The organism is Candidatus Sulfotelmatobacter sp., assembly GCA_035498555.1.
GTDB lineage: Bacteria > Eisenbacteria > RBG-16-71-46 > RBG-16-71-46 > RBG-16-71-46 > DATKAB01.
In genome coordinates this window covers 1-22,578 of the sequence record DATKAB010000022.1, presented here as the reverse complement: position 1 = coordinate 22,578, position 22,578 = coordinate 1, and the positions used below count along the sequence as shown (strand labels likewise).

At 67.1% G+C, this 22,578-nt stretch carries 19 protein-coding genes and 2 rRNA genes; 4 read left to right on the top strand and 17 right to left on the bottom strand.

The window, feature by feature from the left end; translation table 11 throughout:
* From VMJ70_02415 to VMJ70_02405, 3 genes are all read right to left on the bottom strand, one after another.
* A partial coding sequence (locus VMJ70_02415; GenBank protein HTO89960.1) for a hypothetical protein occupies window positions 1-968 on the bottom strand: 968 nt, incomplete at its 3' end.
* A gap of 274 nt (window positions 969-1,242) precedes the next feature.
* Window positions 1,243-1,680 (bottom strand): MgtC/SapB family protein, encoded by a 438-nt coding sequence (locus tag VMJ70_02410; protein HTO89959.1) that lies wholly within the window; start codon window positions 1,678-1,680, stop codon window positions 1,243-1,245.
* Between the two features lie 9 nt (window positions 1,681-1,689).
* A complete protein-coding gene (locus VMJ70_02405) occupies window positions 1,690-2,490 on the bottom strand; it encodes an enoyl-CoA hydratase-related protein (protein ID HTO89958.1) in 801 nt (266 codons plus the stop codon).
* 240 nt (window positions 2,491-2,730) lie between these two features.
* Here VMJ70_02405 and VMJ70_02400 point away from each other — a divergent pair, with 240 nt between their 5' ends.
* Together VMJ70_02400 and mtgA are read left to right on the top strand one after the other, a co-directional pair.
* Window positions 2,731-3,996: a GAF domain-containing SpoIIE family protein phosphatase gene (locus tag VMJ70_02400; protein ID HTO89957.1), complete on the top strand. Its 1,266-nt coding sequence runs from the start codon at window positions 2,731-2,733 to the stop codon at window positions 3,994-3,996.
* Window positions 3,997-4,001: 5 nt separating this feature from the next.
* Window positions 4,002-4,847: a monofunctional biosynthetic peptidoglycan transglycosylase gene (gene mtgA, locus VMJ70_02395; GenBank protein HTO89956.1), complete on the top strand. Its 846-nt coding sequence runs from the start codon at window positions 4,002-4,004 to the stop codon at window positions 4,845-4,847.
* Here the strand turns inward: mtgA and VMJ70_02390 are convergent.
* The 4 genes from VMJ70_02390 to VMJ70_02375 all read right to left on the bottom strand — a co-directional run bounded on the left by VMJ70_02390 (window position 4,815) and on the right by VMJ70_02375 (window position 8,462).
* Window positions 4,815-5,276, bottom strand: a complete 462-nt coding sequence (locus VMJ70_02390) for a GatB/YqeY domain-containing protein (protein ID HTO89955.1) — start codon at window positions 5,274-5,276, stop codon at window positions 4,815-4,817. The two genes, mtgA and VMJ70_02390, sit on opposite strands and share 33 nt — an antisense overlap.
* Window positions 5,277-5,594: 318 nt before the next feature.
* On the bottom strand, window positions 5,595-6,338 hold the full coding sequence (locus VMJ70_02385; GenBank protein HTO89954.1) for a hypothetical protein: 744 nt from the start codon (window positions 6,336-6,338) through the stop codon (window positions 5,595-5,597).
* A gap of 250 nt (window positions 6,339-6,588) precedes the next feature.
* Window positions 6,589-7,284 carry a hypothetical protein gene (locus tag VMJ70_02380; protein HTO89953.1) on the bottom strand — a complete coding sequence of 232 codons (696 nt, stop codon included), beginning with the start codon at window positions 7,282-7,284 and terminating at the stop codon, window positions 6,589-6,591.
* A complete protein-coding gene (locus VMJ70_02375) occupies window positions 7,281-8,462 on the bottom strand; it encodes a glycosyltransferase (protein HTO89952.1) in 1,182 nt (393 codons plus the stop codon). Before VMJ70_02375 ends, VMJ70_02380 begins: the two co-directional genes overlap by 4 nt.
* A 200-nt stretch (window positions 8,463-8,662) precedes the next feature.
* Here VMJ70_02375 and VMJ70_02370 point away from each other — a divergent pair, with 200 nt between their 5' ends.
* A complete protein-coding gene (locus tag VMJ70_02370; GenBank protein ID HTO89951.1) occupies window positions 8,663-10,213 on the top strand; it encodes an acyl-CoA carboxylase subunit beta in 1,551 nt (516 codons plus the stop codon).
* A 16-nt stretch (window positions 10,214-10,229) separates the two neighbouring features.
* Here the strand turns inward: VMJ70_02370 and queA are convergent, their stop codons facing one another.
* The 5 genes from queA to fusA are packed head-to-tail and all read right to left on the bottom strand — an operon-like array spanning window position 10,230 to window position 15,648.
* Window positions 10,230-11,258, bottom strand: a complete 1,029-nt coding sequence (queA, locus tag VMJ70_02365; protein HTO89950.1) for a tRNA preQ1(34) S-adenosylmethionine ribosyltransferase-isomerase QueA — start codon at window positions 11,256-11,258, stop codon at window positions 10,230-10,232.
* Window positions 11,255-12,355 carry a Holliday junction branch migration DNA helicase RuvB gene (gene ruvB / locus VMJ70_02360; protein ID HTO89949.1) on the bottom strand — a complete coding sequence of 367 codons (1,101 nt, stop codon included), beginning with the start codon at window positions 12,353-12,355 and terminating at the stop codon, window positions 11,255-11,257. The genes queA and ruvB overlap by 4 nt, the downstream gene beginning before the upstream one ends.
* Before the next feature lie 21 nt (window positions 12,356-12,376).
* Window positions 12,377-12,985, bottom strand: coding sequence for a Holliday junction branch migration protein RuvA (ruvA, locus tag VMJ70_02355; GenBank protein ID HTO89948.1), 609 nt, complete (start codon window positions 12,983-12,985; stop codon window positions 12,377-12,379).
* Window positions 12,982-13,524 (bottom strand): crossover junction endodeoxyribonuclease RuvC, encoded by a 543-nt coding sequence (gene ruvC / locus VMJ70_02350; GenBank protein ID HTO89947.1) that lies wholly within the window; start codon window positions 13,522-13,524, stop codon window positions 12,982-12,984. Before ruvC ends, ruvA begins: the two co-directional genes overlap by 4 nt.
* An 18-nt stretch (window positions 13,525-13,542) precedes the next feature.
* Entirely contained in the window at window positions 13,543-15,648 is a 2,106-nt protein-coding gene (gene fusA, locus VMJ70_02345; protein ID HTO89946.1) for an elongation factor G, read from the bottom strand.
* 255 nt (window positions 15,649-15,903) lie between these two features.
* Between fusA and VMJ70_02340 the strand changes: the two genes are divergently transcribed.
* Window positions 15,904-16,305 carry a c-type cytochrome gene (locus tag VMJ70_02340; protein HTO89945.1) on the top strand — a complete coding sequence of 134 codons (402 nt, stop codon included), beginning with the start codon at window positions 15,904-15,906 and terminating at the stop codon, window positions 16,303-16,305.
* Window positions 16,306-16,378: 73 nt separating this feature from the next.
* Here the strand turns inward: VMJ70_02340 and sppA are convergent, their stop codons facing one another.
* The 5 genes from sppA to VMJ70_02315 form a co-directional block, all read right to left on the bottom strand.
* On the bottom strand, window positions 16,379-18,118 hold the full coding sequence (sppA, locus tag VMJ70_02335; GenBank protein HTO89944.1) for a signal peptide peptidase SppA: 1,740 nt from the start codon (window positions 18,116-18,118) through the stop codon (window positions 16,379-16,381).
* Window positions 18,119-18,149: 31 nt separating this feature from the next.
* Window positions 18,150-19,496: a hypothetical protein gene (locus VMJ70_02330; GenBank protein ID HTO89943.1), complete on the bottom strand. Its 1,347-nt coding sequence runs from the start codon at window positions 19,494-19,496 to the stop codon at window positions 18,150-18,152.
* 23 nt (window positions 19,497-19,519) lie between these two features.
* Entirely contained in the window at window positions 19,520-20,305 is a 786-nt protein-coding gene (locus tag VMJ70_02325) for a hypothetical protein (GenBank protein HTO89942.1), read from the bottom strand.
* Window positions 20,306-20,654: 349 nt separating this feature from the next.
* Window positions 20,655-20,771: ribosomal RNA gene (rrf, locus tag VMJ70_02320) — 5S ribosomal RNA — on the bottom strand.
* A gap of 56 nt (window positions 20,772-20,827) precedes the next feature.
* Window positions 20,828-22,578 (bottom strand): 23S ribosomal RNA (locus VMJ70_02315); the annotation flags it as partial.

Sequence of the window (22,578 nt, the reverse complement as noted above, 5' to 3'; positions counted from 1 at the left end):
TGGTCGCCGTAGGTCGTGAAGAGTTCCCGGTACGGGATGCCCGGCTCGTTCACACGAATCGTCTCCGAGAACCAGCGCCTCTGTGGGTCGAACACGCTGTGGGCGAGCCCGTCCGAGCCGACGAAGCTGGTGCTCACCGGCGCCCCCACGTACACCATGAACGAGTCGATCGGCGCCGCACTTCCCGCCGCGCTTGCGCTGATGAAGTTGTTGGGCGCGAGCGGGCTCAATGGGTCCTTGTCGAACCAGCCGGTTCGCGTCGCCGCCGAGTTCGAGTACCCGGTCGACAGGTTCGTCCGATACTTGAAGCGGAGCTGGATGGTCGAGGCGCTCGACACGTCCACGTCCCGGTACGCCAGCTGATCCCACTGCCCGCCGTAGCCCGGCCACTTTACGTTGGTCCCCCCGAGCGCCCCTCCCGCTCCCACCCCGATCGCGTCGTTCGCCAGCACCGTCCCGTTGTAGGCGTTCCCCGTCACCGGATCGATCTGGCTCACATCGCTCTCCCGCCTCAGCCCGCACCACAGCGAGTAGCTCCCCGACAGTGGCGTCCAGCCCACCCCGTCCGAGCCATTGGTCCCGGGATCCCGGTGCCACACCCCGACCACGCCGGTCGTGCGCTTCGACCCCGCGCCCTGGTTGATCGCGTAGTTGGCGACATTCCCGTAGTCCAGCGCCCACCACGGCCGTTGATCGTCGGTGAGCGTCAGGCCCCCGGTGTCGTTCAGCAGCTCGCGGTACGGCCACCAGCCGAACAGCGAGTCGCCGTGCACTGTGGCAAGATTGTTGTGCACCGCATCGTTGTCCCAGCCCCAGTAGCCGTAGTCATTGGGATTGGACGAGCCCGGACGGAAGTGCCCCGGCCCGATGCTCCAGTAGTTCGAGCCCGCGAAATTCGGTGAGAAGCCGACGTACGTGGTCTCGCCCGAGACCGGGCTCGGCACGATCTCGACCGAGGCGCGGCGCATCGCGCTCGGCTCGCTCGAGTCGAGGCCGTCCGCCAACAGCGGGGTCGCGGCGAAAAACAAAATCCCCGCCGCCGTCCAGGAGAAAATCGATGGGCGTGACATCGCAGCCATCCAGGCGGGGCAGGGTTCTTCGATAGAGCATACTCCTGCCACGCGGCCGGGCAAGTCGGCGCGGGCCCAAAGCAAATGGGCCGGGCGATCGCCCGGCCCGTTCGCTCTTGCGGGCGGCGGTTACTTGAGCACGATCAGCTTCACGCGTCAGAACGGTGCCGGCCTAGCCATTCCCCTCGTCGCCCTGCGACAGGAACCGCTCGAGCCAGCGGAACACTTCGAGCACGATCAGCGCGAGGATCGTTCCCACCACGGCGAGCCCGTAGGCGTGGCAACCGACCGTGGTGCCGATCGCCGCCACCATCCAGATGCTGGCCGCGGTGGTGAGCCCGTGCACGTAACCCTCCTGGCGGAGGATGCTGCCGGCGCCGAGGAAGCCGACGCCGGTGATCACCCCGTGCACGATACGAGTGGGGTCCATGCTCGGACCGCCGAACTCACGGGCCGCGTGAACCGTGAGCAGCGTGAACATGGTGGAGCCGAGGCAGACCAGCACGTGCGTGCGGAGCCCGGCCGGCTTGCGTCCCATCTGCCGCTCGAAGCCCACCAGGGTTCCGAGCAGCGTGGAAACCAGCATCGCGATCGAGTCGGACAGCAACATGGAGCTCATCTACTTGCGCTTGAACTGCGCGGGGCGCTTCTCGAGGAAGGCGTTCAGGCCCTCGTGCATGTCTTCGCTGGCCGCGAGGATTCCGAAGAATCCGCTCTCGAAGCGCAGCGCGTCGGCGAGTGGCAGGCTCGCGCCGCGATGCACCGATTCGAGCACCGCTTCCACCGCCAGCGGTCCGTTCTTGAGGATCGCCCGGGCCAGCGCGATCGCTTCGTCGAGCAGCTTCTCGCGCGGCACCACGCAATTGACCAGGCCGATCCTCTCCGCCTCCTCGGCCTTGACGCGCCGGCCGGTCAGGATCAGCTCGAGCGCACGCCCGCGCCCCACCAGCCGCGGTAGACGTTGCGTGCCGCCGTACCCCGGAATGATGCCGAGGCTCACCTCGGGCAGCCCGATCACCGCGTTCTCGGACGCCAGGCGCATATGGCAGGCCAGCGCCAGCTCGCAGCCGCCGCCGAACGCGTAGCCGTTGACCGCGGCGATCACCGGCTTGGTCGCGGTGTCGAGCAGGTCGAGCACGCGCTGGCCGAAGCGCGAGATGTCCTCCGCCCCGCGCGGATCGAGCACCGCCAGCTCGTTGATGTCGGCGCCCGAGATGAAGCTCTTCTCGCCGGCGCCAGTGACGACCAGAGCGCCCTGCGAAGCGTCCTCGCGGAACCGTGTCGCGCAATCCTCGATCTCGCCAAGGGTCTCGCGGTTCAAAGCGTTCAGCACTTCGGGGCGATGAACGGTCAGGATGGTGACCGCCTCGCGGCGCTCGATCTGCAGGTTCTTGTAAGCGGGTGCGGTGGCGGTGGTCATGTCGAATTCCAGGTTCGCTGTGGCCTCGGCGCGGCGCCCGCTTTGAGGTGCCACGCACCGAAGGTGGCGCGGGAGTATAGGAAGGGGGCGGAGCGCCGACAAGGGAAACACGCTTTGGGACCCGCGGCTTGAGTCGATTCCCGTGGCTTCCTAGAATCATCCCCTGGCGCGTCGTTCTGACCCTCGGGGCGTTCGATGGACTCCGCTTCACCAGCCGTCGTTCCTAACATCCAGATGCTCATGGCCGAGCTCGACTTCCTCTCGAAGTTGAGTCAGGTGGTGGCGTCCACCAACGAACTGCAGCCGATCCTCGACTGGATCGTCCGCGAAACCACCTCCCTGCTCTCGGCCGATGAGGGCACGATCCGCCTGCCCGACCCCGAGACCGCCGGCGATCCGATGAAGACCAAGGTCCGCCGCCGCTCGCGCGGCACCGAGTCGGGCTCGTGGCCGGCGGCGGTGAGTCTGAGCGTCGAGGGCTACCTGAGTTTGCAGGGCGACGTCCTCGCCACCTCGGACCTGCACGACGATCCGCGCTTTCCCGGGCTCCGCGGCGGCAACAACCGGATCCGCGCCTTGCTTGCCGTTCCGCTGCGGCTCAGCGGGCGCATGACCGGCATGCTGGCGGTCACCCACAACGAGCCGGGCCGGCAGTGGATGCCGAACGAGATCCAGCTGCTGACGATCGTCGCCAACAGCTCGGCGAGCGTGCTCGAGCAGGCTCGACTGCGCGCCGAGTCGGTGGAGCGCCAGCGGCTCGAAGAGTTGAACCGGCGCATGGAGCAGGAATTGAAGCAGGCGCGCGACATCCAGATGGGCCTGGTGCCGCGCTGGCCGCTCAAGGCGGGCGGATGGGAAGCCGCCGGTCGGATCGAGCCGGCGCGCATCGTCGGCGGCGACGCCTTCAACTACTACGCGCTGCCCGATGGGCGCGTGGCGGTGGCGATCGCCGACGTGTCGGGGAAGGGCGTGCCGGCGGCGCTGCTGATGTCGAGCGTCCAGGCCTCGCTGCGCGCGTTCTGCGACGGCCGCTGGCCGATCCCCGATGCCATGAGTCACCTGAATCGCAGCGTGGCGCGCGCGGCGCGGAACGGCAAGTTCATCACGTTGTTCTATGCCGAGCTGGACCTCGAACTCGGACGCCTGCGCTACAGCAACGCCGGCCACAACTATCCGATGCTCCGCCGCGCCGACGGCTCGATCGAGCTTCTGAAGACCGGCGGCCTCCCGCTCGGTCTGTTCGAGGACACCGCTTTCGCCCAGGGCGAGACGTCGTTCCGCTCGGGCGACGCGCTCCTGCTCTACAGCGACGGAGTCTCGGAGGCGCTGGATCCGGCCGGTGCCGAGTTCGGCGAGGAACGGCTCGAGCGGCTGTGGAAGGAGCACGGCGCCCGCCCGACCGGTGAAGTGCTGGACCTGCTGCTCGACGAGCTCGGCCACTTCCGCGCCGCGGCCAGCCAGAGCGACGACATCACGCTGGTGGTGGTGGGCGGCGCCGCGCGCTGACGCCGGTGCGCCGCTTCCTGCTGCCGGCGCTGCTCCTCCTCGCCGTCGCGGTTGCGTGCACCGTCTGGGCGGCGTGGGAGGTCGCGCGCTTCGACGTTGCCAGCCTCGCACGGCTGACGCCGGCGCGCACCGCGCTGATGCGCCAGCGCGAGAGCGAGGCACGCGACGCGGGCAAGCCCTGGGACCCCGACGCGCGGATCGTCCCCTACGATCGCATCTCGCCGCTGCTGCGCCGCGCGGTGCTGATTGCCGAGGACGACGCGTTCTACAGCCACGATGGGCTCGACTGGAACGAGATCCGGCACGCCGCGCGGACCAATCTCGAGAAAGGACGTGTGATTCGGGGCGGCAGCACGATCACCCAGCAGCTCGCGAAGAACCTGTTCCTCGACGGCCGACGATCGCTGACGCGGAAGCTGGAAGAGGCGCTGCTCGCCGTGCGCCTCGAGCGCGCCCTCACCAAACGCAGGATCTTCGAGCTCTACCTCAATCGGATCGAATGGGGCGACGGGATCTTCGGCGCCGAATCCGCGGCGCAGCGCTACTTCGGAGTGCCGGCGGCCGAACTCAGCCCGCGGCAGGCGGTGTTGCTCGCGGCCGTGATCATCAATCCACGACGCTATTCGGTGCTGTCGCCACCGCCCCGCATCGAGCGGCGCGTGCGCATCATCGCTTCACGCATGCACGGGCGCGGGTTTCTGAGCGACGAGCAGTACCGGGCCGCGATCGGCGCGGTGCCCGAGGCGCCCTCGCACTGGTGGTGGCCGTGGTCGCATGCGGCGCCCGAGAGCCTTCCCCCAGCGCCGGCCGATTCGACCTCACCCGCCGAGAGCCTCCTTGACCAGCCGTGACACGGTGCCGCCTTCGGCGCGCCCCTTGACCTGGGCCATCACCACACCCATCACCTGCCCCATGGCCTTCGGTCCCGCCGCCCCCAGTTTCTCCACCGTCTGCTTCACCAGCGAGCGCAGGTCGTCCTCGCTCATCATTTGCGGCAGGTAGCGTCGCGTCACCGCGATCTCCTGTTCTTCACGCGCCACCAGATCGGCGCGCCCGGCCTTCTGCAGCTCTTCGATGGTTTCGCGCCGCTTCTTAACGTAGCGCTGCAGCACCTCGACTTCCTCGTCGGACGACAGCACGGCTTCGCGGGGCTTCTTGGTCTTCGCTTCCATCAGCGCGGCCTTCAGCATGCGCAGGGTGCTGAGCGTGTCGGCATCCTTGGCCTTCATGGCCGGAGCCATGTCGCCCTGGATGCGTTCGAGAATCGAGCCTTCCGCCATGATCGCTCCTGTGAGTGGCGCGTGCCGCGCGCGGCGCGTCCGCACGGCTGGATCACGCAGGTTAGCACGCGGGCCGGCGAGGACTGAGTCGTGCTCCGAAGATTGCAGTGGGCAGGAGTCTGACGGTTGCGCCGCAAGCTCCTGGCCCGATTTTCGATGTGAGTCGCCGGAACCTGTGGAACGGCTTGGGTTTCTGCCGGCCAACCGCAATCTTCGGAGCATGACCCGAGGATTGAATCGCGAGGCCGGCTTCCAGGGCGCCACGAAGAAACGCCGCCGGGCGGCGGGCCCGGCGGCGTCGGAGGGAACCCGGTGGCGCTAGCGGTAGAGCACCTTCACGCGGCCCCAGGTGTCGGAGTGACTCGGCGTCGCGCCGCAGCAGTCGGCGTCGGCGAACATCGCGACGTTGCCCGGGAAGCCGATGTCCACGCACAGGTCGTCGAATCCGCTCGGATAGACGTTGTAGCTCACGCACGGATTGCAGATGTTGGTGGTCACGAGCCGGGGCTGCGTCGAGCTGGTGTTGCACCCGGCGCCCGGGGCGATGAAGTTGATGCCGATGAACGCCGGACCATTGATGCAGCAGCCGGTGGGCAGAGGCAGCGTGAAGATGTAGTTGCCGGCGGCCCCCGGCGCCAGGTTGTAGTTGAGCGGCGGGCACAGATAATTGCTGGGATCGGGCCGGAAGCAGCCCGATGCGCCGGTCGCTCCCACCACCGAGATCTGCACCGGCTGGCTGCAGGCTGCCTGGAAATTGAGATAGATCTGGATGTCGTTGAGCTGCACCGCCCCCGTCGCGCAGGCGCAGTTCGCCGGGTTGACGAGGTTGAAGTAGGCGTCGTCGGGCGGCGCCAGGTAGTTCACGATCCACGCGGGCGGATCGGTGACGCCGAGCACGCACGCAGCGTTCGTGGACGTGCCGTGGCCGAGCTGGAACTGCTGGACCGACTCGGGCGACAGCGGCTCTGCCGGGGGCAGCGGCTTGGCCGCGTGGGCGGCCATGGTTCCCAGCGAGAGCGTCAGCAGCGAGAGCGTGATGGCAAGGCGGTAGCGGAGTCGCATGAGGGTGGGCCTCCGAACGCGGGGTGCACTGCTGAGTTACCGGGCGACCAGGCGGCCAGAATCTTCCGGCGGCCCGAGCACACCTGCCAAGTTCCGCGAGCGAGCGCTCCGCGTCAACAGCAAAGTGTCCGATACGGCCCTTCGAGTTTAGCCGGGCGTGAGTTTGTCGTGCCGGAATGATCATGCCGGCTCAAGACCGGGCGCAGAGGGCCGACCGGCATCGGTGACGCGGCGTCTCGGGCGTTGCGACTCACTTGAGCGCCGGAACCTCGGCCTCGAATCCGATCGTGAAGATGAGGTTGTCGACGTTGGTGAAATCGTAGCGGTCGTTGCGCTCGATGCCCGCCCGCACCCATCCCTTCTTCACGTCCACCGCCCAGCCGATGGTGCGCTCGGTGGCCGGAGCGAGCGTGAACTGGAGCCAGTCGTTCTGCTCGTTGGCGAACCGCACCCGCATCGGGAGCACGTAGAGATCGCTGCCGCGCGGGTCGTGGTAGAGGGTGATCGAGGCGAAATTGTAGGAACCCCAGTAATAGTCGCCGCCGATCCCCTGCACCCACAGGGTCGCATCCGTGGTCACGATCGGGCTCAACTCGGCACGGGCCACGACGTGGTTCGAGACCACCTGATCGGTCATGAGCCAGTAGCGGTCCTGGTCGGGCTGGTGAGCCCATTGAACCGTGTAGACCGAACGCCGCCGATCACGGAAGTGGAATCCGATTTCGGGCCGGAACTGGTCGGGGCCATTGTCGCGGTTCCAGTACTCGAGCTGGACGTGGAAAGGCCCCGGCACCCAGTACGCGAGCCAGTCCTGCATGTTGTTGTGGTCGCTGAACACCCAGTAGCGGTACTGGCCGCCCACCACCGGCGGTCGTTCGGCGCGAACGGGAGGGGCGCCGAGCAGCAGCGCGCCGGCCAGGATCGTGAAGAGCCGCAAGCGCCTCATTCGATCCGATCCTCCGGGCCCCGGCGAGGGCGCATGGTGCCGGTGATGAATCGGAACCAGAACCACACGAACAACGCGGCGGTCCGCATGAGGGTGTTGAGCACTCCGTACAGTGGGTAGGCGAGCAGAACCAGCAGCGACGCCCGCTTCTCGGTGCCGGGCATCCGCACGTTGGTGTAGGGGTAGATCTCGAACAGCAGGTAAAGGAGGTAGACCCCTGCTCCCCACCACCACAGCCCCGGCGTGATGGCGATCAGGATGATCGACCAGGTCTTGAACGGATCGCTCACCAGCGTGAACACGTTGTAGGCCATCTCGTAGCGCAGGCGCCACGCGACACCCGGCGCCACGATCAGGCGAATGAAGTTGCCGAACTGGTGATACATCCCCGGGTACCAGCCGGTCAGGCGCTGCTTGACCCAGGTCGATAGCGTCGCCGGCGCGACGGTCCACACCGGTTCGTTCGCGAACACGATGCGACCGTGATGGAGCAGGTGGATGATGGTGCGCTGCAGATCCTCGCCCTGGAACACACCGGTGTGCTCGTGGTGGAACTGATTCAGGTCCTCGGTGCGAAACAGCCCCACCGCCCCGGACACGCAGCTCACCGAATGCGTCACGTCGTGGAAGCGTTTGCCGATCTCCATGCTCTTGCCGTACTCGTAGCGCTGCAGGCTGCCGAGGAAACCGTTGCCGCGAGAACCGTCACGATTGCGGCGGTCCGGCAGGACGTGGAAGGCGACGGCATCGAAGCCGTCGCGCGACAGCAGCGAAGTCGGGAGGCGCGCACCACCGAGCCTCGTGTCGTCGTCGAGCAACAGCGTGTACGGCGTCTTGACCCTGTAGACCGCGTAATGAATCGCCGACGCCTTGCCCTTGCTCTTCTCGAAACGATGCACCTGGCAGCCGAAGCCGGCCGCCACCGCCGAGGTCTGGTCGGTGCTGGCGTCATCCACCACCAGGATCCTCTCCGGCGGCACCAGGTGTTTCAGTTGCGAGATGGTGGCGGGCAGGTCCTTCTCGCCGTTCCGGCTCGCGATCACGGCGGTGACCAGCGACGGATCGGACGCGAAATGGCGCTCCTCGCTCCGCCCCAGCAACTCCATCAGGAGCTTCACGAAGTCCACCAGCCCGCAGAGGAGCACCGCGAAAAGCACGCCATTCGCCCATCCGGGCATGGGATCCGATCCCTCCGGTGACAAGGCCAGCCATGGCTTCTGGATGGATGCGAGAGTTATCGGCAACTGGGAATCGAACGCTCAGCGCCCGTGCGCGCGGTCCCGCCGGCACGCCATTGCAATCCGCAACGAGCCGGTGGCTTGACCGGCCGCGGAGCGCTCCCTACGCTGCGCCGTCTCGAACCGGAGGACGGACGCGCATGAACCGCAGCCAGCGGCTCGAAGAGTTGAGGCGGCGCCGCGCCGAGGCACTGGCCGGAGGCGGTGCCGAGCGGGTGGCGAAGATCCACGCGCGCGGCTGTCTCACCGCCCGCGAGCGTCTCGAGCTGCTGCTCGACGCCGGCTCGTTTGTCGAGGTCGGCACGCACGTCACCCATCGCGCGCGCGAGTTCGGCATGGACGCGAAACGCATCATCGGCGACGGAGTGGTGGCGGGATGGGGCACGGTCGACGGCCGCTTGATCTACTGCTTCGCCCAGGACTTCACAGTCTTCGGCGGCACCATGAGCGAGGCCAACGGCCGGAAGATCTGCGCGATCATGGACCTGGCCATGGACAACGGCGCGCCAGTCGTGGGCCTCAACGATTCGGGCGGCGCGCGCATCCAGGAGGGCGTGGTGTCGCTGGGGGCCTACGCCGACGTGTTCTTGCGCAACACCCTGGCTTCCGGAGTGGTGCCGCAGATTTCCGCGATCATGGGCCCGTGCGCGGGCGGCGCGGTCTACTCCCCCGCCATCACCGACTTCACCATCATGGTCGAAGGCACGAGCTACATGTTCGTGACCGGGCCCGAAGTGATCAAAGCCGTCACCTCGGAAGAGGTCAGCTTCGAGGAGCTGGGCGGCGCGATGACGCACAATGCGAAGAGTGGGGTGGCCCATTTCGCGGCCGCGGACGATGCCGACGGGATCCGTCACATCAAGCGCCTGCTTTCCTTCATCCCTTCCAACAATCAGGAAGAGCCGCCGCGGCGCTCCTGCAGCGATCCGGCGGATCGTCGCGATCCCGAGCTCGCGACGCTGGTTCCCGAATCGCCCGACAAGCCCTACGACATGAAGGACCTGGTGAGACGGGTGGTGGACGACGGAGATTTCTTCGAGGTCCACGCCCATTTCGCGCCGAACCTGATCGTCGGGTTCGCCCGGCTGAACGGCCGGCCGGTCGGGATCGTCGGCAATCAACCGGCGGTGCTGGCCGGCGTGCTCGACATCGACTCGTCGGTCAAGGGAGCGCGATTCGTCCGCTTCTGCGACGCCTTCAACATCCCGTTGGTGACCTTCGAAGACGTGCCCGGATTCCTGCCCGGCACGCGACAGGAATGGGGCGGCATCATCCGCCACGGCGCAAAGCTGCTCTATGCCTACTGCGAGGCCACTGTCCCCAAGCTCACCGTGGTGGTGCGGAAGGCCTACGGCGGAGCCTACGACGTCATGTCGAGCAAGCACATTCGCGGCGACTTCAATGTCGCCTGGCCGAGCGCCGAGATGGCGGTGATGGGCGCGGACGGCGCGGTCAACATCCTCTATCGCGACGAGCTTTCGCGCGCCAGGGATCCCGCCGCCGAGCGCAGCCGCCTGGTCGAGGAATACAACGATCGCTTTGCGAGCCCGTGGGCGGCCGCCGAGATGGGTTATCTCGACGACGTCATCGAGCCGCAGGAAACCCGGCCGCGTCTCGTCGCCGCGCTCGAGATGCTGCGCCAGAAACGCCAGCAGCTGCCCTTCAAGAAACACGGCAATCCGCCGCTCTGATCGGGCCGGTCACGCCTCACCGCACCAGCATCGCGTCACCGTAGGAGTAGAAGCGATAGCGTTGCTCCACCGCGTGGGCGTAGGCGCGGCGCAGCAGCTCCTCGCCCGCGAACGCCGCGACCAGCAGCAGCAGGGTCGTGCGGGGCAGATGGAAGTTGGTGAGCAGGGCGTCCACGGCCTGGAAGTGATAGGGCGGCAGGATGAACTTGCGCGTCCAGCCCGAGCCCGCGCCGAGCCTTCCGCCGGCGAGATCGCAGCACGACTCGAGCGCGCGCACCACGGTGGTTCCCACCGCCACCCGGCGATGGCCGCGGTCGCGCGCGGCACGCAGGCGCGCGGCCGAGGCCTCGCTCAGCTCGAACCACTCCTCGTCCATGGCGTGCCGACTCGGATCCTGCGCGGTGATCGGCCGGAAGGTGCCGGGCCCGACGTGGAGCACCAGCGGGACGGATTCGATCCCCGACGCCGCCAGAGCCGCGAGCAGCTCGGGCGTGAAATGGAGGCCGGCGGTGGGGGCCGCCACGGCGCCGTCCACGCGCGCGAACACCGTCTGGTAGCGCTCGGCGTCGCTGGGGTTCGCCGCGCGGTGGATGTAGGGCGGCAGCGGGACCTCGCCGTGCGCGCGCATCGCCGCGTCGAGATCGCCGGCGACGATCCTCACCACGCGCTCTCCCGCCGCCCCCGCCTGCGCCACCTCGACTACAAGGTCACCGGATTCGCCGGTGAGCCGCTCCCCGATTCGCGCGTTGCGGGCCGGACGCGCGAGCACACGCCAGCCCCCCGAAGGATCGGGGCGCACGAACAGGCACTCGACCGCCCCGCCGGTCGGCCGGCGCAACCGCAGGCGGGCCGGGCGGACACGCGTCTCGTTGAGCGCCAGCACATCGCCGGCCGAGAGCCACCGCGCGAGATCCGCAATGCGCGAGTCGTGGAGCGAGCCGCGCTCTCGATCCACGACCAGCAGGCGCGCCTCATCGCGGCGGGGCGGCGGCTCCTGCGCGATCAGCTCCTCGGGCAGCTCGTAGTCGAGATCGGCGAGCCTCAGGAGAGCGGGAGCTCCGATTGCGAGCCGGAGGGACGGACGGCGTCGCGCACCAGCGAGTCGGGCGGAATCATTCCGAGATGGGAGTAGGCGAGCATGGTCGCCATGCGCCCGCGCGGCGTGCGCTTGACGAGTCCCTCCTGAACCAGGAAGGGCTCGTATACGTCCTCGAGCGTGGTGGCCTCCTCGCCCACCACCACGGCCAGCGTGCTGAGACCGACCGGGCCACCCTGGTACTTGACGATCAGCGCCTCGAGCAGCCGGCGATCCATTTCGTCGAGCCCGCGCTCGTCCACTTCGAGGAGACGGAGTGCATCACGCGTCACGTCCAGCGTGACGCGGCCATCCGAGCGGACCAGCGCCACGTCGCGCACCCGCCGCAGCAGACGGTTGGCAACTCGCGGCGTGCCGCGCGCGCGGCGCGCGATCTCGGTGGCGGCGGCGTCGTCGAGCGGGGTTTCGAGAATGCCCGCCGAACGCCGAACGATCGTGGCCAGGTCCTCGGCACCGTAGTAGTCGAGGCGCAGCGTCAAGCCAAAACGCGCCCGCAGCGGCGACGAGAGCAGACCCGAGCGCGTGGTCGCGCCGATCAGCGTGAAACGGTCGAGGTGGATCTTGAGCGAACGGGCGCTCGGGCCGCGATCCAGCATGATGTCGAGCGTGAAGTCCTCGAGCGCGGGGTAGAGGTATTCCTCGACCACCGGGCTCAGGCGATGAATTTCGTCCACGAACAGCACGCCGCGCGGACCGACGTTGGTGAGCAGCCCGGCAAGATCTCCCGGCCGCTCGATCACCGGCCCCGAGGTGTGGGTGATCTCGACGCCCAGCTCGTGGGCCACGATGCCCGCCAGCGTGGTCTTGCCGAGCCCCGGCGGCCCGTGGAACAGGATGTGGTCCATCGCTTCGCCGCGGCGGCGCGCCGCCTCGAGGAAGATGCGGAGCTGCTCGCGCACGCCGGGCTGGCCTACGAACTCGGTCAGCGCGGGTGGCCGGAGGCGGGACTCCTCCTGGCGCTCTCCCGGCTGCGGCTCGGGGTCCGAGAAGCGCGAGGCGGCCGGAAGGCGTGAAGTTCGACGGTCGTCCTGACGGGCTGGGTTCACGGGGTCCTCCCTGTCCTCGAGCTAGCGCGCGCCGACCGCGGCCTTTCCGAGCCGCGCGAGTGCGCGGCGAACGAGATCCTCGAGCGATGGCTCGTCGCTGCCGCCGCCCACCTCGCGCAGCGCCTCCTCGGCCTGCGCCGAAGTGTACCCGAGCCGGGTCAGCGCCGCGACGGCGTCACGCAACTTCTCGGCGCGCGGCAGTACGCTCGCCTCGCGCTGGCCGGCCGGCGCCTCGATGCGGTCGCGCAGCTCCACCACCATGCGCTCCGCGGTGCGGCGGCCGATGCCGGGGATCGCCACCAGCATGCCAAGATTCTCGTCGCGGATCGCTCGAGCCAGCGCCTCGGGGCGAAGCCCCGACAGCACGGCCATCGCCAGCTTCGGACCCACGCCACTCACCGTGATCAGCTGATCGAACAGCTTGAGTTCCTGGGACTCGGAAAATCCGAACAGCATCAGAGCGTCTTCGCGCACGATCTGCCGGGTGCGAAGCGCCACGGTGCTGCCGACCGGCGGCAACGACGAGGCGGTGAACGTGGAAACGCTGACCAGATAGCCGACGCCCCCCGCATCCACCACGCAGTAGCCGGGCGCCTTCTCGGCGAGCACGCCGCGAAGCGAAGCGATCACGTCGCCCTCCGGCGCGCGAGCAGCGCCTCGAGCGTGCGCGCCGCGGCGCTGGCCGCACGCGCCGGCGCCCGGAGCCGGGCGCGGTGCTGGTGGCAGAGCGCCACCGCCAGCGCGTCGGCGGCGTCGGGCTGAAGGGCGCCTTCGACCGCGAGCAGCCGGCGCACCATGAAGCCGACCTGCTCCTTGGAAGCGCCACCGTTGCCGGCAACGCTGAGCTTCACCTCGCGGGGCGTGTACTCGGCGAGTGGCAGGTCGCGCGCGACCGCCGCCACCAGCAGCGCGCCGCGGACGTGGCCGAGCACCAGCGTCGAGCGCACGCTCTCGTGATAGAAGGCTTCTTCGACCGCCACGCAGTCGGGGGCGAATTCGTCCATGATCTCTCCCACGCGCCGAACGATGGCGTGCAGCCGGTGCGGAAGGTCGAGCTTCGCACCCGGCGACACGTGCCCATGATACAGGCTCCGGAAGCGATTGCCGCTTCCCTCCACGACGCCGAAGCCGGTGCGCCGGCTGCCGGGGTCCAGTCCCAGGACGCGCACGCGGATTCGGCCGACGCCTCACGCGGTGTGGGCGCCGGCCTCCTTCTCGGCTTTCGCCGCGGCGATCACCTTGTCGGCGATTTCTCGAGGGACCTCTTCGTATCGGTCGTGCTTCGCCGAGTGCATCCCCCGCCCCTGAGTGAGCGAGCGAAGGTGCGCCGCGTACTTGTAGAGCTCGGCGAGCGGCGCCATCGCGCGGATCTGCTGGTAGTGCCCGTCGGCCTCGGTGCCGAGGATCTTTCCACGGCGTGACGAAAGATCGCCCATCACGTCGCCCAGGAACTCCTCGGGAACCCGCACCGTGATCTCGTGCACCGGCTCGAGCAGAACGGCTCGTGCCTCGGGTTTCTGCATCACCTCGTGGAAGCAAGTCTCGGCGGCGATCTTGAACGCCATTTCCGACGAATCCACGTCGTGGTGCTTGCCGAAGAACAGCGCCACCTGGAGGTCCACTACCGGATAGCCGGCCAGCGGACCCCGCTCCATCGCCGCCACCACGCCCTTCTCCACCGCCGGGATGTACTGATTCGGCACCACGCCGCCCTTGATCTCGTCGAGGAACTTGAAGCCGTCGCCGCGCTTCAGCGGTTCGAGCCTCAAATGCACCTCGCCGAACTGGCCCCGGCCGCCGCTCTGCTTCTTGTGGCGGTATTCGCCTTGCGCCTTGCCCTTGATGGTTTCGCGGTAGGGCACGTGCGGCTTGGTGAGGAGCACCTCCACGCCGAAGCGGCGCTTGAGGCGATCCACCATGACCTCGAGCTGGAGATCGCCCATTCCCGTAATCAGGGTTTCGTGGGTGCTGGTCTCGTAGTGGCGACTGAAGGTGGGATCCTCTTCGTGCAGTCGCGAGAGGCCCTGGGCCATCTTTTCCTCGTCACCCTTGTTCTTGGAGTGAACGCACTCGGCGGTCACCGGGTTCGGGAAGAGCGGCATGCGCAGCTTGAGCGGGCGTGCCTTGTCGGCGAGCGTATCGCCGGTATGGGTCTCGCGGAGTTTCACCGCCGCGACGATGTCGCCGGCCGCGGCGGCCTTGCACTCGTTTCGTTCCTTGCCGACCAGGTGATAGAGCGTTCCGACCTTTTCCGCCCGGTTCCGCGAGGTGTTCACCAGCTCGCGACCCGGCTCGAGATGACCGGAGAAGATCCGGATCAGCGACAGATCGCCGAGATGCTGCTCGGAAAGGGTCTTGAACACGATGCCCGCGAACGGTTCGGCGGCTTCGGGCTTGCAGGTCGCGGTCTTGCCGTCGGCCATCTCGCCCTGCTCGGGCGCCACGTCGAGTGGCGAAGGCAGCACGTCGGCGACTTCGTCGAGGATTTCCTTCACGCCGTGGTTGTTGAACGCCGAGCAACAGAACACCGGGACCAGATCGCCCTGCACCACGCGCTCGCACAGTCCGTGACGGATCTCCTCGACCGTGAGCGAGCCCTCGCCGAGGAATTTCTCCATCAGCGTCTCGTCGGCGGTCGCCGCGTCCTCCATCAGCTGACTGCGCGCCGCCTCGATCTGCGCCTTCATGTCCTCGGGCACCGGCACTTCCTGGCTCCTGGCGTCCATGCCCTTGCCGGCGAAGGTGTAGGCCTTGCCCTCGATCAGGTCGACGATGCCGCGGAAATTCTCGGCCTGCCCGATCGGCAGCTGCGCGGGGACGGCGTTGATGCCCAGCCGCTCGCGCGTCGACTTGATGGCGCCGAGAAAGTCGGCGTGCTCCTTGTCCATCATGTTGACCACCATCAGCGTGGGCGACTTTTCGTGCTTGAGGATCTCCCACACCACCTCGGTGCCGACCTCGGCGCCAGCGTTCGCGCGGATCATGAGAATGGCCGCGTCCGCGACTCTCAGGGCGCTGTGGACGTCGCCGACGAAGTCGGCATAGCCGGGGGTGTCGAGCAGGTTGACCTTGTGGCCGGCCCACTCGAACTGGGCGAGGCTCAGATTGATGGTGATCTGGCGCTGGACCTCGTCGGCGGCGTAATCGAGCAGGGTCGTGCCCTCACTGATCCTACCCAGCCGGTTCGTGGCTTTGGCGAGGAACAGCATGGCCTCGGCGAGCGTAGTCTTGCCGACGCCATGGTGCGCGACCAGCGCAACGTTTCGAATCTGTGACGTCGCGTACTCCTTCAACCGGCACCTCCCCGTGAGAGAAATCCGCCCGGGCCGGCGGCACTGCGCCGCGCAGGGAAAGAAGGGCCTCGCGACGTGACGTAAGGTGAAGGGACAGCGGACGCTATCACCTCGTTTTTCCCCGGGTCAAGACCCGTCGAACCGAGATCCCTCCAGACGTTTGACCACCGTGAAGCCCGCCCGTAGTGTGTCGCCTCACCCTGCCCAGGCGGTGGGGCTCCCCGCCGCAACATCCGACTCGAAAGGAGAAGATGGATGACCGCAAACGGAGCGCTACGCCGTGTCGCCGCGCTCGCGATTCTCGCCTCGATTCTGGCCGCTTTCTCGGCCTTTCAGGCTTCGGGGGACGCGCCGAAGGCACCGCCTGCCGGCAACCCCGCCAACGCCAAGCCGATCTTCACTTCCAAGTGCATCGCGTGTCACAAGGTGGATGGAACCGGCGGCGTCAAGCTGACCGGGAACCCCACTCCGAACTGGAAGGATCCCAAGACCTGGGCGGACCCCAAGCGCAAGAACGTGGACGCCTACCTCCGGGATTGCATCACGAACGGCAAGGCTCCCTCCGGAATGGTCGCGTGGGGAAAGACCGGACAGCTCAAGCCCCAGCAGATCGAGGATCTGATCGCCTACATCAAGACGACCTTCAAGCCGAAGTGATCGCGGGCGGCGAAGCGCCGCTCGAAGCTGGAATAGGAACGGGCGGATCTCGCGGGAGGTCCGCCCGATTCGTTCAGCGAATCACGATGGCGTACGGCATCAGCGTCCAGATGGCGCCGCGGGAGGCGAACGCCGCGGTGCCCAGCTGGCGCAACGGCGCAAGCGCGTCGATCAGAGCGCTGGCATTCGCCTCATCGGCATCGTCGTCGGCGAAGAAATCGCCGAGGAACCGCTGAAAGAACGACGGTTCGAGTTCGGGCAGTCGCTCGATGACCACGTCCGCGTCCTTCGGTATTCCGGCCTTCTTCCGGGCCACGTCGATCGCCACCTCGAGGCCACCCAGCTGATCCGCGAGTCCGAGTCGCACCGCGCGCGCGCCGCTCCAAACATGGCCCTGGGCGACCGAATCGACCGCGGCGACCGGCATGTGCCGCCCGTCGCTCACCAGCTTCAGGAATCGGTGATAGGTCCCCTGCATCTGGTTCGCGTAGATGCGTTCTTCCTCGGGGCTGAAATCTTTGAAAGGCGACAGCATCTCGGCGCGCGGTCCGGTGACCACGGTCTCGATGTTCATGCCGAGCTTCTGATAGAGGCCGAGCACGTTGAACTTTCCGCCGAACACGCCGATCGAGCCGGTGATCGTCGTCGGCTCGGCCACGATGGTCTGCGCGGGCACGGCGATGTAGTAGCCGCCCGATGCGGCGAGGTCGGACATGCTCACCACCAGCGGCTTCGCGCGAGCGAGCCGCCACACCTCGTGCCACATGGCATCGGCGGCGTCGGCGTCGCCGCCAGGGCTGTCGATACGCAGCACCACCGCGCGAATCGAGCGCCGCGTGCGCGCGCGCTGGAGCGCTTCGATGATGGTCTCGGAGCCGGCGACGATGCCGCCGGTCGGCGAGCTGCGGCTGCGGCCCGAGCCGATGTCGCCCGAGACGGTGACGATGGCGAGATGCGGGCCGGCGCCGCCCTCCCCAAGGCCGCTGGCATAGCGCGGAAATTTGAGCAGGCTCGCGCCGCGACCCGCTCGCCGCATCGCCAGGGAATCGAGGTCCGCGGTGTAGAGCACGGAATCCACCAGCTCGAGGGCGCGCGCGCCTTCGGCCGTGAACGGGCCCCGATCCATCCAGGCCCGCACCGAGTCCGAGGACGCATGGCGATCCGCGGCCAGCGATGTGAGGAAGGTGTCGTAGGTATCGCCGAGCAACGCGGTCATGGATTCGCGGGCCGGGTCGGACATTCCGGTCCGGGTGTAGCTCTCCACCGCCGATTTGAAGCGGCCGACGCTCAGGAAATTGGGCCGCACGCCGAGCTTGTCGAACGTCCCGCGCAGGAACAGCGCGGAGGCACGCAGCCCGTCGAGCTCGAGCGACGCCGCCGGGGGCATGCCGATTCGCGAGGAGCCGCTGGCCAGCAGGTATTCGGGTTCGCCGCCGCCTTCGATGCTCGCGTACACCGGCTTTCCGCTCTGGCGGAACTCCCGTAGCGCGTCGCGCACTTCGCAGACCTTGGCCCAACCCCAGTTGATGCCGCGGACGTGAAGCACGAGCGCCTTGACGTGGTCGTCGTCTCGTGCGGCGCGCAGCGTCTCCAGCACGTCGAACACCGTCATTCGCGGACGACGCCAGAATCTCGGGGAGAACGGCCCGGGCGGCGGCTGGTCCTCCCCGATCGTCGCGGGCACGTCCCATACCAGCACCGTGGCCGATGACGCATAGGCCGGCCGGCGCATCCGAAGCGACACCACGAGCAGCAGGAAACCCACCGCGCTCAGCGCGATGACCAGCAGAACCACCCCTCGGCGCGAAGACATGCGGTTCGATCACCTCCGGAAGATCGACGATTCAGAAGAGTCTACGCACGTCGAATGAGAAGTAAAGGCTGGTCCCGTTTTCGATCGGCTCGTCGTGCCGCTCGACCCGAGCGTCGGCCAGCACGCGAACACGCCACAGACGAGCGACGGTCTGATCCCCGAACAGGTCCAATTCCACGAAATCATAGTCGGTGTGGAGGCTGACCGATGCGCCGTCTTCGAGCGAGGTCGCGGAGAACGAGCGACGACCTCCCGCCCCCGACAGGGTCCACAACGAACGCGACGCGAATCGGTCGAATTGAACGAGCCCGGCGAACTCCCGATAGGACTCGCCGGGATTGAGCTGGGCCGAGAGCCATTCCGCGCGGGGCCCGATCCCCAGGCTCCAGCCGCCCCGAGGACTGAATCGCACGCCGGTCTGCGCGCGAGCCAGCCGATAGTCGAAGTAGAGCAGACTGTCCTGGACGTCGTACCGCTGGGTCTCGACCTCGAGATGGGTCGGCCACGACCATCGGCCGAGTCCGAGCGCGATGAGATCGCCGCCCACGCGCCCCAGCCAAAAATTGTCCGCGCTGCTCGGCGCCGGCTGCAGGGTGACGCGTCGCACCGCCTCGGCACCGAGCTCGAGCGAGCTTCCCCCCGGCAGCGGCCAGTGCGTATGCAGCTCGGTATCATGTTCGAAGTGATTGCGCGCGGCGGAATCGGGGAACTGGCGGACGTGCAGCAGGTAGTCGAGCCGCCAGTCGCCGCCGGCGAGCGCGGTGTGATCGATCGCGGCGAGCAGACCGGCGACGTTTCGATCGAGCAGGTACCGCGAGTCGCCGCCCGTGGTGTGGAGCCACTCGCCAAGCATACCCAGCTCGGCGCCGAGCGATCGATCCGGCCAGTCGTGTCGTACCCGCATCGTGCCGCCGGCGCGGCTCTCCTCGAGATCGCGCCCCAGGGTGCGGTCCCAGCGATACTCGGCACCCGGGGTGACGAACAGGCTCCAGTCGCGGGCGAACCGGCTCTGCCAGGTGCCGTTCAGAGTGGCGCGCCGCAGCAGATCGCCGTACGCGACTTCGTTGGTGAGCGAGTAGGCCATCGTCCGAAGGCCCCGAGTGCCGCTCACCGCGGCGAGGGCGACGGCCGCGAAGCGCGATTGAGGGGTGTCGAATCTTTGCGGCTTGAGGAAGGTGGTGTCGACGAGCGCGTCGAGATAGTAGATCTCGTTCGTGTAGTCGGTGCTGCCGCCCAGCTCGAAGCGCGTGTCGCGCGTGTCGGGAGGCGCGGCCGGAGGGTCACCCTGCGCCCACGCCGGTGCGCCCAGGAACGGAACCAGGAACGCGAGGGCGGCGCACGCCGCCCCGGGCGTTCGTCGGCGGAAATCGGGGGACATCGCCGCGGCCGGCGGAGCGAATCCTAGAGTTTTACGCCCGAGAGCCGCAGGGCCCGGAACGCCGCGGTACGCGCCGATTGCGTCAGGCGCAGACAGGCATCATCGTTTCCGGCCCGCAATTCGTCTGAGGCGCGGCGCTGAATGTCCTCGGCCTGGCTCAATGCGGCCCGAGCGCGATCGTTCGGGTGTTCGGTCACCGAGAGCCGGGCGCGATCGAGCACGGCGTCGGTGCGCTCGAGCGCGCGCTCGGCGGCGGGGCCGATGTCCTCGGGGATGTTGCAGAGGCGCAGCGCGCGCCAGCCACGCTCTCGGGCACTCATGGTGAGACGCAGGGCGGCGAGATAACGGCCGCTCCCCTGGGCGGCCTCGGCGCGCTCCTGCAGATCCATCGCGCCCTGGAAGAGCGAGCGGGCGCGATCGTCGGCGCACTCTTCGATGCGATCGCGAGCACGCTCCAGCAGCTGGCGGCTGCGCTGGACCTGCGTGCCGACGCGGTCGGGGTCCGGGAGCCCCTGCGCGTTGGCGATCGCCACGTCGGCGCGCGTTCGGGCGTCGAGTGTCAGCCTGAGGGCCAGCCCGAACTGCGATGATTCGTACACGCGACGCGCTTCGGTCTGCAGGCTGACCGCCTGATCGAGAGCCATCTTCGCCTGGGCGTTCCCCGAGCCGGTCACAATGCTCTGAGCCTGGGCAATGCGATCGTCCGTGCGCTGGAGCTCGATCAGAACGCGGGGCGCGTCCTGGGCGCCGGCCCGAGTGGCCGGAAGCACGAGTGTCACGGCGAACAGGAACCACCGGAGCCAGCGCATGGGTCTCGAGCACCTCCCGACGCCCGCGCCGCGGTGACGCCGCGGGACGCAGGCCTTTCCAGGGTGCAAAAGGCAGGCGCCGTGCCGGACGACCAGCATTGGATCGGATGCCGGGCAAGGTGAAGCGGCCCTTGGAATTGAGGGCCCGCGCCGTGCTCCTCCCGGTTAGGGCCGTCCAGGAGGGGGTGCCCCCGGCGGGACAGCCGGGCGGCATGGCTGAACCAAGACGAACCGCCGGGGGGCGGCCAGGCGGGCGAGCTGCGAGGAAGGCGGCGAGGTGCGAGGCCCCGGAGGGAGACCCCAAAGCGAAGCGGGCGCCCCGCCCGAAGGCGAGGCGCCCGATCGAAAAAAGGGGCGGCGACCTACTCTCCCACCCAGTTTCCCGGGCAGTACCATTGGCGCGGGAGGGCTTAACTTCTCTGTTCGGAATGGGAAGAGGTGTTTCCCCTCCGCCGTTGCCACCCCAAAATCAGTGACAATCGAAACAAGACGCTGGGCACCAGTCGAAGCGCCCAAGAAAAACCGGCCAAGCCGCACGGCTGATTAGTACGGGTCGGCTGAAGCCCTTGCAGGCCTTACACCTCCCGCCTATCGACGTCGTAATCTCCGACGAGCCTTGAGGTGGCATACGCCACGGGATCCCTCATCTTAGGGTGTGTTTCGCGCTTAGAGGCTTTCAGCGCTTATCACATCCGAACATAGCTACCCGGCAGTGCCCTTGGCAGAACAGCCGGCACACTAGAGGTTCGTTCGCTCCGGTCCTCTCGTACTAGGAGCAACTCCCCGCAAGGATCCTACGCCCACGATGGATAGGGACCGAACTGTCTCACGACGTTCTGAACCCAGCTCACGTACCGCTTTAATGGGCGAACAGCCCAACCCTTGGGACCTTCTCCAGCCCCAGGATGCGATGAGCCGACATCGAGGTGCCAAACCCCGCCGTCGATGTGAACTCTCGGGCAGGATCAGCCTGTTATCCCCAGCGTACCTTTTATCCGTTAAGCGATGGCCTTTCCACACAGAACCACCGGATCACTATGCCCTGCTTTCGCATCTGCTCGACCTGTCCGTCTCGCAGTTAAGCTCCCTTGTGCCATTGCACTCCACGCGCGATTACCAACCGCGCTGAGGGAACCTTTGGGCGCCTCCGTTACCTTTTGGGAGGCAACCGCCCCAGTTAAACTACCCGCCTGACACTGTTCCGTGGCCGGATGACGGCTCAGGGTTAGAATCCCGAAGTTTCAAGGGTGGTATTTCAAGGTTGGCTCCACGAGAGCTAGCGCTCCCGCTTCAAAGCCTCCCACCTATCCTACACATGAAAATTCAGAACCCAATATCAGGTTATAGTAAAGGTGCATGGGGTCTTTCTGTCCAGTCGCGGGTAAGCGGCATCTTCACCGCTGCTACAGTTTCGCCGAGCAGTTGCAGGAGACAGCAGTCAAGTCGTTACACCATTCGTGCAGGTCGGAACTTACCCGACAAGGAATTTCGCTCGGATCTTCCCTAAGGTTTCCCAGAGGGCCGGACTTTACCTTGATCGTCCTCGATTCATCCGGCTCGCGATGGCTCTGATTGCTCCAATGCCATCTACTCGCAGGTGAAGCCCCACTTTCATCATCAAGACCACGCTCCGAAACAACTCGAAGTCCTGGCGCTTGCTGGTCTGAAGCGGGTGCCGCTCGAAGAATGGAATGATGCGCTGGACCAGATGATCCAGTCCTCGCACCCGATACGCTTTTCGTTCGGCGTGATTCGTTCGAACCACTCCGCATTCGAAAAAGTCTCGAAGCGCGAGTAACGCCTTCACATCACGCTCGTGTTGCACGACGGTGAATTCAGGCAGAACCTGATCGCCACATCTCATGCCGGAATTGTGATTGACTCCGACATGGAAGCAGCCTTCACCGCCCACGAAGCCAGTGATCCACTCTGGAGCTGGTGTCATTGGACGATCCCGAACGTCAAGTCTCTGAGGGTTCCCTGTGCAACAGGGCCTTCCCTGCGGATTACCCCCATGTCCGTCTGATTTTTACTGCCCGCATTGCGCGGACGAGTACAGAACGGCTGTTCGAGGGCTTTCCCGCATATGGTTCGGTTTTACTAAGGCTAGCGATGACTAACCTTAGGACCGTTATAGTTACGGCCGCCGTTTACCGGGGCTTCAGTTCAGAGCTTTGGCTTGCGCCTGACCCCTCTCTTTAACCTTCCGGCACCGGGCAGGTGTCACTCCCTATACGTCGCCTCATCGGCTTAGCAGAGAGATGTGTTTTTGG